This is a genomic window from Streptomyces toyocaensis, assembly GCF_000725125.1.
GTDB classification, from domain to species: Bacteria; Actinomycetota; Actinomycetes; order Streptomycetales; family Streptomycetaceae; genus Streptomyces; species Streptomyces toyocaensis.
In genome coordinates this window covers 32,656-49,837 of sequence record NZ_JFCB01000012.1, presented here as the reverse complement: position 1 = coordinate 49,837, position 17,182 = coordinate 32,656, and the positions used below count along the sequence as shown (strand labels likewise).

Here is a 17,182-nt window from a genome sequence, read left to right as displayed (position 1 = left end):
GGGCGCCTGCGTCATCTTTGTTGCGGCAGGTCGCGGGACGCTTGCCGTTTCTGGTGACGCGGGTGACGCTGCGTCTCTTTCCTTCGGACAAGAGAAGGGTTTGGTGTCTGTTGTGGTGCGGCTCCAAGCGTGTAGAGGGAGCCGCTTCGCGGCGCGACCATCGCAGGGCGGCTGCGCCGCCGAACAGCAAGAGGAGCACGCCGCGCGGGGGTGCTCCTCTTGCTTGTATGAGGGCGGGGGCGGCGCCGGTCAGAACGCGGGTGCCTGCTCGTGCGGGGACGCCGGGGCCGGCGGGCGGCTCATCTCGATGTAGCGGGCCGTGCGGGTGCGGCCCCAGTCGATGAGGACGCCTCGGGCCGCGAGGGTGGGCTGCAGACGCTTGAGGCGGTCCGAGAGGACCTTGCCCGTGGTCGGCCAGCCCTTGGGCAGGGGACGGCACTCCTCACCGCTGTAGAGGACAGTGAGGCAGTGCAACCACTCGGTGGACGTCATCCGCTGCTCTGCTCCCGCTTCCAGGCCGGCGGCGTGCTTGAGCACGGTCTGCGCTAGGAGGTCGCCCTCGATGACGTCGTCATTGAGGTCGTCCAAGGCGGCCCTGTAGGCCCCCAGAGCTCCGAGACCGGTGGCCGCGTCGAGCTGCGCGCACAGGTGGGCGAAGTCGGCCATGCGCAGGTCGGTGGGGATATCCGCTGTCGCCGCGCGCACCTGCACCGTGAGGTTGAGAAGCGATCCCAGGATCACGGGGAGGGCTTCTTCGAACTCTGCCCACAGTTCCGCTTCGGTGCGCCGGGTGTGGGGGCGTTCGAGTCGGAGCGGGAGGAGCCGTTCGGCGAGGTCGGGTCGGATGACGCCGACGTCGATGCCGGTGAGGAGCAGGGGGCGGCGGTAGCGGGCGCGGACGACGTCGCCGTCGGTGTAGAGGGCGCGTTTGATGGTTTCGGCGCCGGTGACGATGCAGCACATGAGGTCGGACAGGTCGGGGGCCAGGTGGGAGAGGTTGTCCAGGGCGGTGACCCATCCGGCGGCCACGGCCGCGATCAGGTTCTCCTCGTCCTTGGGGGCGCGGCGCAGGTCGCCGCTCATGCCCTCGATGATCCGGACGAGCATGCGGCCGCCGGTGGACTTGCCGGCGCCCTGGGGGCCGGTGAGGAACGGGGCGGGGACCGGCACGGACGGTTCGAGGCAGCCGATGAGCCAGGCGATGGCCAGGCACTCGGTTTCCGCGGTGGCGAAGTTGCACAGCCGCAGCAGGAGATCGATGCCCTTGCCATCGGTGTCTTTGACGGGCAGGGGCAGTTCGCCGGTGAGCTGGGTGCGTCGCCAGCACACCTCCCGTGGGTCGGGGGTGATGATGTCCCAACCGGTGGGGTGGATACGGACGGACTTCCCGTCGTTGCGGCCCAGGTCCAGCCACGTGGCGCCGTCGAAGCCTGGTGCGACGCGGATGTGCACGGACTGTACGTCCTGGCTCATCGCCAGTGCCTCGATCAAGTCGAGTGCCTCCTTGAGGGCGGTTCCGTTGAATACGCCGTGTCCGTCGTTGAAGAGGCCGACCATGAGTTCCTGCCGGTGGCTGCCCGAGGTGCCCTGTGAGCGGATCGGACGGGCCACGGGGTGGCCGTTCTTCTGCGCGTACACGGTTCCGTCGGCGGTGCGGAAGTACCGGAAGTGCGTCTGCGCGTAGTCCGCGATGACCTCGCGGGCGGGGGTCTTGTCGTCGTCGGACATGGTCACAGTCCCAACCGGGTGCGGGCGTTGGTCCACGCGTCGGTGCAGTGCCGCAGGGTTTCGCCCTTGGCCTGCGCGGCGGTGAACAGCCGGGCGACGTGGGCGTCGGTGAGGCAGCCGCATCGGCCGTGCGTGGACAGCACGGCGAGGAACGTCCGGTACACGGTCGCGTGGACCGCGCTGGACGCATCGGTGATGCGCTGCTCGGCCATGGCGATGCCACGGTCCAGGTAGGTGGGCGTGCGGTGGGGACACTCCCCGCCCCTGGCACCGGTGGGCACGACGGCCTCATACGGCGCCGGGCAGACCGTGGAAGGCGCCTTAACGGCCAGCGTCCGTACGGCGCCCGGCAGGTCGGCCATCGCGCCAGTGCCGGGCGCGAGATAGCGGGCGTAGGACATGGTCGACTTGATGTCGACCCCGAGACGCACCGCGTTGGACGAGCTCATGGTGCCCCGGTAGATCCAGTGTTCGCCGCGTGTCGTCGGCACCGTCCGGGTGGCGGGCAGGGTCTCTCGGGCCCATGCGACGGCCGCCGGGTCGTCCAGGTCGACCACGGTTAGACCGGCGCCGCCGGGGTGGTAGGCGACGGACACGGCCCGCCGCCATGCGGCCGTCCAGGCCGGGGAGGTGAGGACGGTCGGGTCGGTGGTGGCGGCGGCCCATGCGTGGCAGACGCCGGGGCACCGGCACGGGCCCGCAGTCTTCATGTTCGGCCGGCCGCCGCACGCGTTGTCCGCGCAGGAGCGGCAGTTGCCGAACGGCACCTTCCCCTGTCGCAGGGGCAGCACCGGCACACCGGTCGCGGCCAGTGTCAGCGCGGTCTGCAGGTGCTCGGACAGCCGCGGCCGTGGGCCGGGCACTCGCCGGATGGTAGTGGGTTGGGTCATGCTGGAGGCCTCCAACAGGTCTGTTGTGGATTGGTTGGGCAAGGGCGGCCCCGCATTCATTGGCGTGAGGTGGAGGCCGCCCTTGGCGTAGCTAGCTGTGGAAGTGGTTCCGCTTGAAGACGGCCCTGCGGATGTTCACCGTCGTGCCGCCCCTGTCGCCGCTCGTGCTGAGCACCTGGACGGCGATCCATCCGCCGAAGATGACGGCGGCGAGGATGATGAGCTGGGAGACGAACGCGGTCAGGGCGGCGATGAACGAGGTGAGCAGCAGCAGTCCGCCGCACACCGCGAGGAACCCGACGCCTCCGAGGGCGACGTTCACCGCCGTGCGGGAGACGGCAGGCTTGACCGCCACCGGTTCCGGGCGGGCGGGTTCGACGGCGTAGCCGGTGACGATCCGGCCGTCGGGCAGGACGATGCTCGCCACCGCCGGAACGTGGCCTGGCTGGGCGGGGACGACCGGCGCCGGGTGGACGACGGCGGGCGGGAGCGGGGTCGGGTGGTGGACTTCCACGGCCCGTTGGGCGGGGGCGTGGCGGAGGTTCTCGGGGTACATGCGGAATCCCTTCCAGTGCTGGCTCAGGGAGGCGGAGACACCCCCTTCGGGGTGCCGTATGGCGGGGTGTGTCGGGGGTCTGACCTGCGTGCCTCCCTGACTCCCTGAACGATCATTTGGGCAGGTCAGGGCCAGGGAGGCGGGTCAGGGAGGCGGTCAGGGAGTTCTCCCTGTCTCCCTGACCCGTCGCGGGTCGGCTCCCTGTCGTCAGTCGGCGGAAGCGGAACCGTCGGTGTCGCGGTTGGCGAGGGCGCGGGCGACGCGGTCGCGGGCGACGACCATCACGCCGTCGGACTTGTACGGCTCGGCGCCGGCGTCGTCCAGGACGCGCTTGAGGTCGATGAACGACCACTCGCCGTAGGCGCCCGGGTTCCGGGTGGCGAGCCGGGCGAGGACGTCCTTGGTGCGGACGCGGGGAGCGTCACCGATGACGGCGGCGATGTCGGCGAGCGGGTCACGCTCCTCGCCCCGGTCGATGGCGTGCAGGGTGGTGACGCCGTCGCGCATGGCCTTGGCTCGGTCGGTGATGGCGGTGGCGGCGTCGTCGTCGATGTAGTGCGTGCGCACCGTGATGGACGACTGTCCGGCCGGGATGGTGATCCCGTCGGAGGCAACCACCAGGGTTCCCCGGTCCAGTCCGGGCCGGAGCAGGTTGGGGGCGGCGCCGCCGTCGACGGCCTTGTCCCCCAGCGCCATGCGGGCCTGCGACTCGGTACCGAGGGCGAGGGAGGCGCGGGTGTGGGCGCCCTCGCGCACCAGCTTGGGCAGGTTCTCGTTGGTCGGGTCCTGCGTGCCCTGCCACATCAGCACGTTCACGGCCCGACCCTGGTTGTGAATCTTGCGGACGGCCATGAAGTACCGACTGTTGGCCTTGGACCCGCCGTAGGGGCGCTTGTCGGCGTCCTTGGCCGGGCACATGAACGCCACCTGCGCCTCGTCGACCAGCACGATGAGCGGCGGGAAGGTGGTGCCGGGCGGGGCCTGGATACGGCGGTTCATCTCGTCCACCGCGCTCTCGACCATCTCGGTCACCTGGATCACGTGCTCATCCGTCGGGCCCTGGATGAGGGTGGTGGCGAGTCCGTCGAACATGGCCCAGTCGCCCACGCCCTTGAGGTCACCCATGAGGAACTGCACCGACCGGTCCAGCGACAGCCACAGGGCCAGGGAGCGCAGGGCCACGGTCTTGCCCTGGTTCGACAGGCCGGTGATGAGCAGGTGGCGCTGGTAGAGGGACAGGGCGGCGGCGTCGCCGCGCAGGTCCTGCCCCCACGGGGCCTTGCCCTTGGCGTAGTCGGCGGTCATCGTCTCGTCGGTGACCAGCGGAGACGGGCCGATCGGCTCGTCCAGCGCCCCCGAGTCGGCGATCCACAGCCGCACGGTGCGGGCGGCCTGCGGGATGGTGATGAACACCTCGTGCTCGTGCCGGGTCAGGTTCTCGGCGAGCTTCCTGCGCTTGCTCTGCACCTCGTTGGTCGACACCCCCGAGGGAAGCGTGACGTCGACCTCCACGCCGCATCCGGCAATGGTGATAGGCCCGAGCATGCTCGCGCCGGCGTCGCCCATCTCCTTGATGGCACGGGCCAGGGCGGGCACCCCGAGGTCGCGCAGTGCCTTGACCACGATGGACGGCGTGATCGGCTCCCCCTCGCCGTTGCGGACGTTCGCAGGGAGGGCCCACTGGGGTGCGGCCTGCTGCTTGCGGCCGACCGACCACACGGCGAGCAGGGCGAGGAACGGGCCGATCGTGACCGCCGGGCCCCACACCACTTGCACGATGCGGATCAGTAAGGCGATGAAGTCGATGGTCGCCGACAGAGGCGTGACGACGTGCCCGACGTTCTCCGTGCTGATCGCCATCACTACTCCGAGGGCGACCAACACGCCGATGCTCATGCCGGCCCCGACGGCCACGCCCTTGGCGGCGTCGACCGGGGAGTGCAGGAGGTCCATGCGGCGGTGGTGTCGGGCGGCGCGGAAGCGCTGCAACCGCTCCTCCCACTCCTCGGCCGCTTCCAGGTTCCCCGCGGCCTCGGCGGCCCGGATCATGCGCTCGTAGCGGGCTCCGGTGCGGCCGTCCCAGGTGCGGCGGGCCACGATCCGCCCGCCGTTGAACGTGTAGAGGCCGTGCCGGACGACAGAACGGCCGGCCGCCCGGGTGCGCTCGTGCGTGACCGCGTGCTTCACCGCGCGGCCGGAGCGCACCCACAGCGGCACCGGCCGGGCGGGCGGCGCGTCCGGAGCCACGGTGAGCACCGTCGGGGCGTTGTCGACGGCCGCCGGTGTGTCGGTGTGCTTGTGGAGGTGAAAGACGTTCTCAGACATGCTGCAGGTGCTCCTGACTGCCCCCTTGGGGGGCGGGAGTGAGGGAGAGCCGGGGTGGCCAGGTCCGTGGAAAGAGCGGCCACCCCGGCGTGCGGGGGGTTGGCTGGTCACCACCAGCCGGAGGACTTCTTGGCGGCCTTGGCGCGGGCGGCCTCGGTGATGAGCCGCTGCCGCTCGCCGTGCAACGCGTTCAATTCCGCGGTCAGCCGCATCTCAGCAGCGCTGCCGGTGGACTCGATCTGCTGCTCCGCGCGGCCGGTGCTGCGGCCCCGTGCGACGCGGTAGGTGCCACTGGCGGCGGCGCGGAGCATGGCGCGACGCTCGCGGCCGTTCAGCGGCCACAACTCACCCCGCCGGACCGCTTCCAGCTTCTTCGTCGTCAGCCGGATCTCGCGGTCCAGGCGCCGCAGGTCAGCGTTACTCATGACGTGTGCTCCCTTCCGGCCCGTTCGGGTCGGGGTAGGCGCAGGGCACGCACGTGCCCAGCGTGGTGGGGATGACGTATCCGGCATCGCGCCGGCATGCGGGGCAGGTGCGGCGGGCGGCGTTGGCCTTGGCGAGCGCCGCCCTGCGGGCCGGGGTCATGGGCCGGACCGGCACGGCCAGGTCGACGCGGTAGAGGTAGGCGACCAGCGGGCCGCGCCGGCGGCGGGGGCGTTCGAGTTGCGCGGCCACGTCCTGACCGCCGGGCCGGAGCCCTTGGGCGCGGAGTTGGCGGCGGGTGGCGTAGCCGTCCGGGGCGAGGCGCCACCGGAACACCGGCAGCGCCCGCATCACGCGACGCGCTTCCACGCGGCCCGCAAGCGGACCTCGGATGCGGAGTGACCGGCGGCCCGGAAGCGGGCGGCCATCTCCCGGTAGGAGAGAGCCGGGGTCTCGCTGTGCCGGATCTCGTCGACGAGGACGTCCAGCGCCTCATCGGTGAGCGCGGGTGCGGCTTCCAGCGAGCGGGACGTGAGCGGCTCCGTCGGGCCCCAAATCGGGAGCTCCCAGCGGGGCGTGACGCCGGGTGTGACGCGGCCCGTCACGCTGGTCAGCGCCCTGCCGGTCTCCTCACCCGCGCGGGCCGTCTCCAGCGTCGACCACGCCCCGGAGAGGGTCTGCGCGGTCCGTGCCTGGACGCGCGCGACGCGGGCCCCCGCTTCCGTCACGGCCGTCAGCCGAGTCTCCTCTGTGGCAGCTTCCGCCCGCAGCCGGGCGCGGGCCACGGCCGCCTCGTCGCGCGCCTCCTGCTGAATCCCGCGGATCGCGTCCAGGGCAACCGGGGTGAGCGCGGTGCGCTCCCACAGACCGTGGACCAGCCACAGGGCCTTGGCCGCGATCGGCAGCCAAGCCACCGCCAGCCACGCCCCGGCGGACTCCTCGGCCGTGAGCGCGTGGGCGACCAGGACCCCGGACGCAATCACGCCGAAGGACCAGCCGACGGCGGTCACGGCCCGGTTGTGGTCGCCCTGCGCGGCGAGCCGTCGTTCGTAGGCGAGGGTGGCCAGCCATCCCCCGTCAATACCGAGACCCACGACCAGCGCAACCAGCCACGGCATGACCGGCCCGAGCCACATCACCACCACGGCCAGCGTGAGGACCATGGAGACGGCCGTCATCGCGACGGCCGGAAGAACGGTCTTGGCCCTCACGCGGCACCTCCCGGAAGGCTCGCCCCGGCCGCCCGGTTGAGGAGGGCGACGCGGGCGGCGAGGGCGCGGCGGCGGGCCCGGCGGATGCGCCGGTTGTCCAGCTCGGTCGGCGTGCGGTCCAGGGTGACGATGTGCGCGTCCAGCAGCTCGACGTCCGCCAGGATGACGGGCATCTCCCGCTCGATCGCGTCCAGTTCCGCGTTCGTCGGCTCCATGAAGTCGGCGAACGCGGTAACGGCGTCCTGAACAGTGACGATGTGCTTCATTGGGTCGTGTTCCTCTCACAGGTTGGACGGCCCGTCGCGGCTCCCGGGGGGGCATCCCGGGAGCCGCTCGCCGTTGGCGGGGTGTGGGTCAGTTCGTGCCGGTGATGCGTAGGGCGGTGACGGCCTTGTTACGGCAGCGCAGCTCCCGGCGGATCACGGACAGCGCGTCGGCCCGGGTGATCGGGAAGTCGAAGTGCGCGGTGTCGGTGATCTGCTCGCGCTCGTCGGTCTTCAGGTCGGTCACGGTCGCGGTGAACGTGAAGCTCCAGCGCGGCATGGCAGTCCTCTCAGACATGGTTGGGAGTGGAGACCGGCCCGGACAGCGGGCCCCGGCTCCCCGCACTCCCGCCCGTACGGCCCGCACAAGTGGGCGGGACGGGCGGGAGAGGCAGCCGGTCGCAGCGTCAGCGCTGCGAGACCAGAAAGCGGACCGAACTACTGCCCGGCGCCGCCGGCCGGTCCATCACGGCGACGCCCAGAGCTGTCGTTGACGCATGAGAACTCCTGGAGAGAACGGGTGTGACTGAGCTGCAAGGGGGCCCGAAGCCCCACTCTCCGGCCGTTGCTCGCGGTCACCGGGCCACCTCGCCAGTCGGGCCGAAGCCCTGTCCCCTGGCCTTGACGGGCGGTCTTGCAGCGTCCTCCGCCCTGCGTGCGGACAGCCCAAGGAGAGCCGTCCATACCCGCTGTCCCAGGACTGCGAGCCGCTGAGCAAGACTGTGACGCACAGTCCCAGGACTGTCAACAGTCCTGGGACTGTGTTTCACTTGTCCGTGTCGAGAGGAGTGCTGCATGGCGCCCAAGTGGCGGGAGCTTGCGGACCGGCTGGCCGAACAGATCAGGAATGGCGAGTACGCGCCCGGTGCTCAGTTGCCGCAGATCAGGGACCTAGTGGAAGCGGGCGAAGGCTCGAAGTCCACGGTCCATGCGGCCTACAAGGCGTTGGAAGCCGAAGGGCTGGTCACGTCGTCGCGCGGACACGGCACGGTCGTCCGCGAGCGGGCCCCGCTCAAGCGGCTCGGCATCACGCGATACGACAAGGCCAAGTGGCGGGATGGCGATGAAGTGGCGTTCATCGCGGACCGCGTGGCGTCCGGACGTACGTACAAGCGGAACGAACAGACCCAGACCGTCAGCCGTGTCCCGGCGCCAGCCGTCGTCGCTCAGGCGCACGGTCTGCCAGAGGGCGCAGAGGTCTACGCACGTGCGCGCGTGGTCAAGGAGGGCTCGCAGCCGACGCACACGCTGACGAGCTACTACCGTCCCGAGCACGTGGAAGGGACGCGCATCGTCGACCCGACGCCAGGGCCCGCCGGGCGAGGCGGTGGCTTCCGTGTCCTGTACGACGCCGGATACGAGATCGACCACATGCAGGAGACGCTGTTCGCCCGCATCCCCACGGCGGACGAAGTCCAGCTCCTCCAGCTCGCGCCGGGCGAATGGGTGGTGGAGCTGCACCGGACAACGTATACGGCCGATGGCACCGTGGTGGAGTTCGCGATCGGCGTTCACGCTGCGACGCGCTTCGCCTGGACGTACGACTTCAAGGTCCCCGACTCAGCAGAAGCGGAGGACGAGAGCAAGTGATCTCAGCGCAGGCATGGGCCGACGCTCAACGGCTCTGGGACTTTCAGCAGATGGGTCACGAGCTGCGTCCGTGCTCTGTTGCGATCGGACTCGGCAGTCATGACCTCGGAGTCGCGGACACAACCGCTGATCTCTACCACCGGGGGATGATGCCGCTGATCGTCTTCACCGGGGCGACCAGCCGCACCACACGCGACCGCATGCCGCGTGGCGAGGCTGAGCACTACCGCGAGCGGGCGATGGAACTGGGAGTGCCGGCTGATGTCATCCTCGTCGAGCCGCGGGCCCGGAACACAGGAGAGAACATCCGCTTCTCTCGCGCGCTGATCGAGGAACACCTGGCCGCCGTCTCGTCCGTCCTGCTGATCAGCAAGCCGTATGAGGAACGACGGGCCTACGCGACTGCCCGCAAACTGTGGCCCGAAGTGGAGTGGGTTAACGCATCCACCCCCATGACCCTGGCTGACTACGTCGACTCAATCGGAGACGCCCGCCTGGTCATCGACATGTTGGCGGGCGCGCAGCAGCGACTCATGATTTACCCACAGCAAGGATTCATGATCGAGCAGCGCGTGCCCAAGGACGTGGCTGCAGCGTACGAGCGCCTGCGGGATGCCGGGTTCACAAGTCGGCTCGTGACAGACACCGCAGTGTGGAGATGACGGTGCCACGGGCACCCTGTGAGCTCTTAGTCCACCTCCGGTCAACCTGCGCGCGACGCATGCCATACCCGGCGATGGCGCATATCGCGCGGGACGGACACGCGATAAATTGGCTGGTCTTGAGGATCGCCGTCCTCCCAGCGCTGTGCGCATTTCCTTCCTGCAGTAAGCGCCCGCACGGCCGCGCCGCCGCTGCGGCACGGCCTGCCTCCTGTCTGGCCTCGGCTGGCCGCGCCCGGCGGCTGCGGGCGTGAAGAGGGAGCCCCCTTCTGTGGCTGCCGACCTCTGCAAATACGTCAGCGGTAGATCGCGAGAATGTCGAGTGTTAGGGCTGGGCCGACCAGAGTCGTCTCGTCGGTCTGTTCTTGTCGAGCAGCTTGCCTGCGTTGCTGTCGACTCATCAAGGATGCGCCAGGAATCGCCAGAAGAGAGTGGGTTTCACCGTCTTTCAGTCGCTTGGCGACCTTCCCTAGGATGAAAACCTCTCCCTCAATCTCGTCGCGAATATAGTCCTTATGGAGCTTGCCGGTGACTTGAGGTCCGCCGTCTTCCTGGTCGCCGACGATGACCACATCTGATTTCATCGCTTTGCCGAAATCGCGGAAGGCTTTCGTTTCCTTCTTCCCGGGCATCCCTTCGAGGTCTTGGCCCAGCATGGGAGCCATTGCTCGGAAGGCTTCGATCATGTTCACCATGTCATCCAGCTGATCCGGCTGGCTGAACATTCGTACAAAGGGGGGAATTTCCACCTCACACTGCACTTGCATGATATCTGCCACGCTGATCGTGTCGAATTCCTCTCCCAGGTCCTCGACATCGCGATAACGCCATCGAGAGGAAGCTGCGTCGAGTGCAGTGATCAGGCGAATGAAGCGCTGACTAGCCGTCTCGCGGATGACCCGCTCTTCCTCGGATGTGGAGTCACTGCTTGCAGGTTCCCCTAGAGCAGCGGAACTTATTGCACCCGCGCTAGACGAACGCCGCATCTTTGACTCATCGGAAAGTCCTTCCTCTACTACGGAAAGGTATTCCCCAAGTCCTTTGTCGTCCAGGTAGAGGAATCGAGGGAGAGAGGGGATGGGCATGTACGGTCCTAGTCTGTCTTGTGACGGGTGCTATCTGTCAGTCTAAGGTGGGGTCGCTCGTCGATCTCAACTGTTCGAGGATGGTCGCGGCTTTGACTCGGTCTTGCTCGGTAATTTCCCCGGGCTCATTGCTGTAAGCGATGTACGCCCCGGGGCTGGTGATGTTTCCGAGCTGGATCGGAAAGGTCAGGAGATTGCTCCAATCCTTCTTATGGCCGAGCTTGCATTCGATTGTTGCCTGATGCTCTCGATGCTCAGGGGTGAAATTAGGGAACGGGGTGCTGAATTCTACGAACGCTTGAATGGCAGACCGACCCGACACCACGAAAACGCTAGGAAGTCGAGGGTCGTCATTTGTTTCAGGTCTAATCCTGTCGCGAGTAGTGCTCCAGGGTAGCGTGGCTTTATCTTGTGAAGAAGTCGAGAGAGTCAATCGCAAATTTTGTACGATGACTGGCTTCGGTCCGGTATTGAAGAAGACTAGCGGGATCCGAATGAGCGTCTTGCTGGGTGTTATCGCCGCAGCGAACGAGTGAGGGGTGTAAGACTTGAGCACCCCCTGACGCGCGTTGAGCCACCAGAATGAGGCGATGGTGAACAGCAGGGCGCACGCTGCTACCACTGCGGCAGCCGGAAGCGCCCCTGCACTGCTTGTATTCGTCGCTGCTAGCACCATCAGATTATGGCAGTCACGAAGTCTGCACGGGGCAGTTTTGGTTCAAATTGTATGGTCGCCATGGTCATGGACGGCTTGGCACAGTCGAGATGCCGGGTTGCTCCGAGCTGCCGCCGGTGCGACCTGAGTCCTTCTCTCGCTGACGGCTCCCGCCCACGGAAGCAGCGAGCGCGACGGCTGCTAGGCCGTCTTTGAGCCGTGCGAGGCCGACCGACCATGCCAGATGGTGCTCATGGGTGACCACCCCCCGCACCGCTCTGGCATGCTGCCTGAGTTGATCCTCGACTCGGACGAAGCCATGGCTAAGGTGGCTGGATAGACGTCTCCGGCTACACCTCCTGGGGTGAGTCACCCGACACAGGGGGTGCAGCGCTGTGGCCATCAGTGGGTCACGTAGCGCGTAGCCGTGTTGCGTGACAGTGCCTGTTTGCGCCCCATGCGCACTTGTGTGCGCCCCTGAACCGCCCCCTACGTTGCGACGTCAGCCAAGGGGCTTGTCGGAGGGGGAGCAACGTGAAGCCAGCAGCAGACGTACTCAGCGACCTCGCGCAGATGTCGAACGTTGCGGTGCATTCGGACGCAGCGCTGGTCGGCAGCGTAGCTGCGGCTGCGGCTAAGGATGACAAGAAGCGTAAGGAGAAGGAAGGCGAAGCGCTTCGGCGTAAGCCGGACCTGCAACCGGTATCCACTGGGGAAGTTGGCTCCCTGCAGCTGACCCCCTGGAACGTCTTGCACACGCTTGGTCGAGCCATCGCGCTGTCCCGGCGAGGCGCCGGCCGAGGGCTCGCTGAGCACTGGGGCAGTCTGAAGTACACCCAGGCTTTGGCCGGTAACTCCAGCGAGCACATGAAGCTCTCTGCTGAGGGGCGGGAGACAGCGGAGCACTACAAGGCGCTTCAGTCTGGGGAGCTGGGAGTCGGCTTCGCGTTGGCATTGGCCAAGGAAGTTCTGACTCGGCGCCACCCTGGGTACTGCGTTTCGATTGTCCCTGCCGATACGACTCTTCGGGCAGGTTGGGCCCTGAACAGTAGGGACAAGGGGCCCCGATCCGGGTACCGCTACCGTCCGCGATTCTTCGCTGAGGTCTGGAAGCCAGGTGCGGAGTCGTTGGTGGTCCCGATCGAGTGCCGAGGGCACCACGGTAACGCTGCGGACTCGGACGACCAGCTCGCGGCTGCTTCGGCCGCCGTAGAGGCAGTGCACATCGGGGGATGGAACGAAACGCCGTGCCTGGTATTCAGTACGGAGCTCCCCTTGAAAGGCCCGCTTACAGTCCACGTACTGCAGTCCACGGGCCGGGGTGGGCGTCTGACTGAGCGGGCGTCCTCCTATGAGAGAAGCCTGGACGATCGGCTCGAAGACGAGAACATCTATCCCGGCATCCAGCCGCCGTCTGAAGGCGACGAGACGCAGCCGTCCGTACCTGGTTTCCACGTGGGTCCGAAACACTATGAGTGGTTTCGCCACGTACTAGCGCGGACAGCGACTGCTGGGCTGACGGCCTTTGCTGGTGATGGGGCAGCAACAGCCCAGTATCTGACCAAGCGGCAGGGACAGCGTCACTTCACTGGCTTCGCCCATGCGGCTGCTGGCAGTGTTCAGGACGCCTACGGGGAGTTTCTGGGCATTCCCTGCGTCGGTACGGATCACGTGTTCCGCTTGAACAGAACGCGTGTGGAAGCCTTCTCGGGGATCGCTGAAGATCTATTCCGCCACCTCGAGGCGGGCAGGGTGGAGCAATACCGCAGCGAGGTGTACGTAAGGCGTGCGACCTGGCCACGTGACACCTGGGACCACGAGTGGTGGGGCCCTGTCTCAGTACACCCAGACGGATCCGTGCTGGCCATGCGCGTTCTGCAATGAGGTGACCTCCCCCAGCGCGTGCCTAGTAGATGTCAGCCAGCCCTCAGACCACATCAACGATGACGAGCCCGCAGGTCAGAGGATCTGAATCTGGTCCGTTGTAAGTCTGCTGAAGACCACAGCCGGGCCGTCACCGGGCCGTGCGAGGAGGACCAGCGACAGCCATTGACGACCAACAACGACCACGAGGGCGCGGCAGACCGCCGCGCCCTCGTGGTGTGTCTGCCCAGCTAGACCCAGGTGTCCAGCCACATCCGCGAGCGCCAGTCGTCGATCGGGATCGGGGTGCCGGTGAGGATCGGCCAGAAGTAGATGAAGTTCCACGCGATCAGCAGGGTCAGGACGCCCGCCGCCGTCGCGCCCGCGACGCGGCGGGCGTCGCCGGCGCGGGGTGGGCCGACGAGCGCTCCCAGGAGCATCGCCACGGCCAGGCACAGGAACGGGAGGAAGACGACGGCGTAGAAGAAGAAGATCGTGCGTTCCTGGTAGAGGAACCACGGCGCGTAGCCGGCCGCGACGCCGCAGGCGATGGCGCCCGCCCGCCAGTCCCGGCGGAAGAACCAGCGCCACAGCACGTACAGCAGGGCGAAACAGCCCACCCACCACAGCAGCGGCGTGCCGATGGCCAGGACCTCCTGGGCGCACTTCTCCCCGGCGTCCGACGGACAGCCGTCCACGCCGGGCGCGGGGGACTCGTAGAAGTACGACACCGGGCGGCCCGTGACGATCCAGCTCCACGGGTTGGACTCGTAGGTGTGCGGCGAGGACAGTCCCACGTGGAACTCGTACACCTGGTTCTCGTAGTGCCACAGGCTGCGCCACCAGTCCGGGAACAGCCACGACCAGTCGCTGTCGCGGCCGTCCTTGACCGCCCAGTCGCGGTAGTAGCCGCCGGTGCCGTCGGACGGCGAGAGGATCCAGCCGATCCAGGACGCGAAGTAGGTGACCACCGCCACCGGCACGGTCGACAGGAACGCCCAGCCCAGGTCACGCCGGAGGACCGCCGTCCGGGGCCGCACGGCGCCCGCCACCCTGCGCGCACCGACGTCCCACAGCACCGCCATCACGCAGAACGCGGCCATGATGTACAGGGCGTTCCACTTGGTGCCGATCGCCAGGCCCAGCATCAGGCCGGCCGCCAGCCGCCAGGGACGGAAACCGATCCGGGCGTGCTCGGCGACCTCCGCGTCCGGCCGCGTCCGGCCGTCCGCGTCCACCGGGAGCGCCGCGGCGAGTCTCTCCCGCGCCCGGTCCCGGTCGACCAGCAGACAGCCGAAGGCCGCGAGCACGAAGAACATCAGGACGCCGTCCAGCAGCGCGGTCCGGCTCATCACGAAGTGCAGCCCGTCCACCGCCATCAGCGCGCCCGCGAGACAGCCGAGGAACGTCGAACGGAACAGCCGCCGGCCGATCCGGCACAGCATCAGCACGGACAGCGTGCCCAGCAGGGCGGTCATGAACCGCCAGCCGAACGGGTCGAAGCCGAACATCAGCTCGCCCAGCCCGATGACGTACTTGCCGACCGGCGGATGCACCACGTACGCGGCGTCGGTGGGGATGGGGACGTCCCCGCCCGAGTCCAGAATCAGACGGTTGGCGTTCTTGTCCCAGTTGACCTCGAACCCGCGGTGGATCAGCGCCCACGCGTCCTTGGCGTAGTACGTCTCGTCGAATATCACCGCCTTGGGGCTGCCCAGGTTCCAGAACCGCAGGACCCCCGCCAGCAGCGTGACCAGCAGCGGACCGCCCCACGCCGACCAGCGGACGAGGCGCCCCGCGAACGGCGGTGACACCCCGAGCGTCGTCCACAGCCGGCCCGAGGGCTCGGTGTACGGCGGGACCAGGCGGTCACGGACGTCCCCTCTGGGGCCCGACGCCTGGTAGCCGAAACGGCGCAGCCGCTGCTGCCACGTCTGCCGCTCGTCGAGCGGCGACTGCTCCTGCCGGGTGTCCGTGGAGGACGCGGTACTGGTCACCGCGCCATCGTAGGGAACCGCGCTGTGTGAGTCCCGCGCATGGCCGGTATGCCCCGGCCGCGTCCGCGACTGGGAGGATGGGGGCGTGACCGGAACCCTCGTACTCGCAGGCACCCCCATCGGCGACATCTCGGACGCGCCGCCCCGGCTCGCCGAGGAACTGGCCGGCGCCGACGTCGTCGCCGCGGAGGACACGCGCCGGCTGCGGCGGCTGACCCAGGCGCTCGGCGTCACCCCCAGGGGGCGGGTCGTGTCGTACTTCGAGGGCAACGAGGCCGCCCGTACGCCCGAACTGGTCGAGGAACTGACGGGCGGCGCGCGCGTGCTGCTGGTGACCGACGCCGGGATGCCCTCCGTGTCCGACCCCGGGTACCGGCTGGTCGCCGCGGCCGTCGAGCGGGACGTCAAGGTCACCGCGGTGCCCGGGCCGTCCGCCGTCCTCACCGCGCTCGCCCTGTCCGGGCTGCCCGTGGACCGGTTCTGCTTCGAGGGGTTCCTGCCCCGCAAGGCCGGGGAGCGGCTGGGGCGGCTGCGCGAGGTCGCCGGGGAACGGCGCACCCTCGTCTACTTCGAGGCCCCGCACCGCCTCGACGACACGCTCGCCGCGATGGCCGAGGTGTTCGGGGCGGAGCGCCGGGCCGCCGTCTGCCGGGAGCTGACCAAGACGTACGAGGAGGTCAGGCGCGGCCCGCTGGCCGAGCTGGCCGCGTGGGCGGCCGAGGGCGTGCGCGGGGAGATCACCGTGGTGGTCGAGGGCGCGCCCGAGCACGGGCCCGAGGAGGTGGACGCCGCCGAGCTGGTGCGCAGGGTGCGGGTGCGGGAGGAGGCGGGGGAGCGGCGCAAGGAGGCGATCGCCGCAGTGGCGGTGGAGGCGGGCCTGCCCAAGAGGCAGGTGTTCGACGCGGTGGTCGCGTCCAAGAACGCCGCCGGGGACGTCGGTCCGCCCGGACGCCGTTAGGGACGCGGGGCTTTTCGTAGGATCGGGGGCATGTCTGCGAACGCCCCCGACAAGAACGCCGCCCCGCCGCTCCCGGAGCCCCTGCGGGTACCGGTCGCGGACTCCCACACCCACCTCGACATGCAGTCCGGCACGGTCGAGGAGGCCCTCGCCAAGGCCGCGTCGGTGGGCGTGACGACGGTGGTGCAGGTCGGCTGCGACCTCAAGGGGTCCGAGTGGGCGGCCCGGACCGCGGCGGCGTACGACGCCGTCCACGCCACGGTCGCGCTGCACCCCAACGAGGCGCCCCGCATCGTCCACGGGGACACCGACGGCTGGTCCCGGCAGGGGGCCCGCGAGCCGGGCGGGGACGCGGGGCTGGACGAGGCGCTCGCCGAGATCGACCGGCTGGCCGCGCTGCCCCAGGTCAAGGGCGTCGGCGAGACGGGCCTCGACTACTTCCGCACCGGGCCGGAGGGCAAGGAGGCGCAGGAGCGGTCCTTCCGCGCCCACATAGAGATCGCCAAGCGGCACGGCAAGACCCTGGTGATCCACGACCGCGATGCCCACGCCGACGTCCTGCGCGTGCTCAAGGAGGAGGGCGCCCCCGAGCGCACCGTCTTCCACTGCTACTCCGGGGACGCCGAGATGGCGGAGATCTGCGCGAGCGCCGGGTACTACATGTCGTTCGCCGGCAACGTCACCTTCAAGAACGCGCGGAACCTGCGGGACGCGCTCGCCGTGGCCCCGCTGGAACTGGTCCTGGTCGAGACCGACGCGCCGTTCCTGACCCCGGTGCCCTACCGCGGACGGCCCAACGCCCCCTACCTGGTGCCGGTCACGGTGCGTGCCATGGCGGCCGTACGGGGCATCGACGAGGACGGCCTGGCCACGGCCCTCGGGGCGAACACGGCCCGCGCCTTCGGCTACTGACGGGCGGCCGCGCCGCGCACGTTCCGTCGTCGTGTCCCCGCGGGTCCCGCCCGCGGGGGTGACC

The 17,182-nt window shown here is 68.9% G+C and carries 17 protein-coding genes; 5 read left to right on the top strand and 12 right to left on the bottom strand.

The window, feature by feature from the left end; translation table 11 throughout:
* Positions 1 to 249: 249 nt before the first annotated feature.
* The 9 genes from BU52_RS15225 to BU52_RS15185 form a co-directional block, all read right to left on the bottom strand.
* Positions 250 to 1,728, bottom strand: coding sequence for a hypothetical protein (locus BU52_RS15225; RefSeq protein WP_037934008.1), 1,479 nt, complete (start codon positions 1,726 to 1,728; stop codon positions 250 to 252).
* A 2-nt stretch (positions 1,729 to 1,730) separates the two neighbouring features.
* The gene (locus tag BU52_RS15220) at positions 1,731 to 2,618 is read right to left on the bottom strand and encodes a bifunctional DNA primase/polymerase (protein WP_051858226.1); all 888 of its coding nucleotides are present in this window, start codon (positions 2,616 to 2,618) and stop codon (positions 1,731 to 1,733) included.
* A 91-nt stretch (positions 2,619 to 2,709) separates the two neighbouring features.
* Positions 2,710 to 3,174 carry a hypothetical protein gene (locus BU52_RS15215; RefSeq protein ID WP_037934006.1) on the bottom strand — a complete coding sequence of 155 codons (465 nt, stop codon included), beginning with the start codon at positions 3,172 to 3,174 and terminating at the stop codon, positions 2,710 to 2,712.
* Positions 3,175 to 3,381: 207 nt separating this feature from the next.
* Positions 3,382 to 5,499 (bottom strand): FtsK/SpoIIIE domain-containing protein, encoded by a 2,118-nt coding sequence (locus BU52_RS15210; protein ID WP_037934005.1) that lies wholly within the window; start codon positions 5,497 to 5,499, stop codon positions 3,382 to 3,384.
* 107 nt (positions 5,500 to 5,606) lie between these two features.
* A complete protein-coding gene (locus tag BU52_RS15205; RefSeq protein ID WP_037934003.1) occupies positions 5,607 to 5,924 on the bottom strand; it encodes a hypothetical protein in 318 nt (105 codons plus the stop codon).
* The gene (locus BU52_RS15200) at positions 5,917 to 6,273 is read right to left on the bottom strand and encodes an RRQRL motif-containing zinc-binding protein (RefSeq protein WP_037933997.1); all 357 of its coding nucleotides are present in this window, start codon (positions 6,271 to 6,273) and stop codon (positions 5,917 to 5,919) included. The genes BU52_RS15205 and BU52_RS15200 overlap by 8 nt, the downstream gene beginning before the upstream one ends.
* Positions 6,273 to 7,133: a hypothetical protein gene (locus BU52_RS15195; RefSeq protein ID WP_037933995.1), complete on the bottom strand. Its 861-nt coding sequence runs from the start codon at positions 7,131 to 7,133 to the stop codon at positions 6,273 to 6,275. Before BU52_RS15195 ends, BU52_RS15200 begins: the two co-directional genes overlap by 1 nt.
* Positions 7,130 to 7,399, bottom strand: coding sequence for a DUF6284 family protein (locus tag BU52_RS15190; RefSeq protein ID WP_037933993.1), 270 nt, complete (start codon positions 7,397 to 7,399; stop codon positions 7,130 to 7,132). Before BU52_RS15190 ends, BU52_RS15195 begins: the two co-directional genes overlap by 4 nt.
* 88 nt (positions 7,400 to 7,487) lie before the next feature.
* Entirely contained in the window at positions 7,488 to 7,694 is a 207-nt protein-coding gene (locus BU52_RS15185) for a hypothetical protein (protein ID WP_157847874.1), read from the bottom strand.
* Between the two features lie 497 nt (positions 7,695 to 8,191).
* On the opposite strand from BU52_RS15185, the gene BU52_RS15180 reads away from it, so the two are divergent.
* The gene (locus BU52_RS15180; protein ID WP_037933985.1) at positions 8,192 to 8,986 is read left to right on the top strand and encodes a GntR family transcriptional regulator; all 795 of its coding nucleotides are present in this window, start codon (positions 8,192 to 8,194) and stop codon (positions 8,984 to 8,986) included.
* Positions 8,983 to 9,648 (top strand): YdcF family protein, encoded by a 666-nt coding sequence (locus BU52_RS15175; RefSeq protein WP_037933982.1) that lies wholly within the window; start codon positions 8,983 to 8,985, stop codon positions 9,646 to 9,648. The genes BU52_RS15180 and BU52_RS15175 overlap by 4 nt, the downstream gene beginning before the upstream one ends.
* A 296-nt stretch (positions 9,649 to 9,944) precedes the next feature.
* Here BU52_RS15175 and BU52_RS35285 read toward each other — a convergent pair whose 3' ends face one another.
* Together BU52_RS35285 and BU52_RS35280 are read right to left on the bottom strand one after the other, a co-directional pair.
* On the bottom strand, positions 9,945 to 10,733 hold the full coding sequence (locus BU52_RS35285; RefSeq protein ID WP_157847873.1) for a DUF6414 family protein: 789 nt from the start codon (positions 10,731 to 10,733) through the stop codon (positions 9,945 to 9,947).
* Positions 10,734 to 10,770: 37 nt separating this feature from the next.
* Entirely contained in the window at positions 10,771 to 11,409 is a 639-nt protein-coding gene (locus BU52_RS35280; RefSeq protein WP_157847872.1) for a hypothetical protein, read from the bottom strand.
* 513 nt (positions 11,410 to 11,922) lie between these two features.
* Here BU52_RS35280 and BU52_RS33595 point away from each other — a divergent pair.
* On the top strand, positions 11,923 to 13,272 hold the full coding sequence (locus tag BU52_RS33595; protein WP_200881195.1) for a hypothetical protein: 1,350 nt from the start codon (positions 11,923 to 11,925) through the stop codon (positions 13,270 to 13,272).
* 230 nt (positions 13,273 to 13,502) lie between these two features.
* Here the strand turns inward: BU52_RS33595 and BU52_RS15165 are convergent, their stop codons facing one another.
* Positions 13,503 to 15,248, bottom strand: a complete 1,746-nt coding sequence (locus BU52_RS15165) for a dolichyl-phosphate-mannose--protein mannosyltransferase (protein ID WP_037933979.1) — start codon at positions 15,246 to 15,248, stop codon at positions 13,503 to 13,505.
* A gap of 85 nt (positions 15,249 to 15,333) precedes the next feature.
* Here BU52_RS15165 and rsmI point away from each other — a divergent pair, with 85 nt between their 5' ends.
* Both rsmI and BU52_RS15155 read left to right on the top strand, forming a co-directional pair.
* The gene (gene rsmI / locus BU52_RS15160) at positions 15,334 to 16,206 is read left to right on the top strand and encodes a 16S rRNA (cytidine(1402)-2'-O)-methyltransferase (protein ID WP_037933975.1); all 873 of its coding nucleotides are present in this window, start codon (positions 15,334 to 15,336) and stop codon (positions 16,204 to 16,206) included.
* A 30-nt stretch (positions 16,207 to 16,236) separates the two neighbouring features.
* Positions 16,237 to 17,118 (top strand): TatD family hydrolase, encoded by an 882-nt coding sequence (locus tag BU52_RS15155; RefSeq protein WP_037933972.1) that lies wholly within the window; start codon positions 16,237 to 16,239, stop codon positions 17,116 to 17,118.
* Positions 17,119 to 17,182 lie beyond the last annotated feature (64 nt).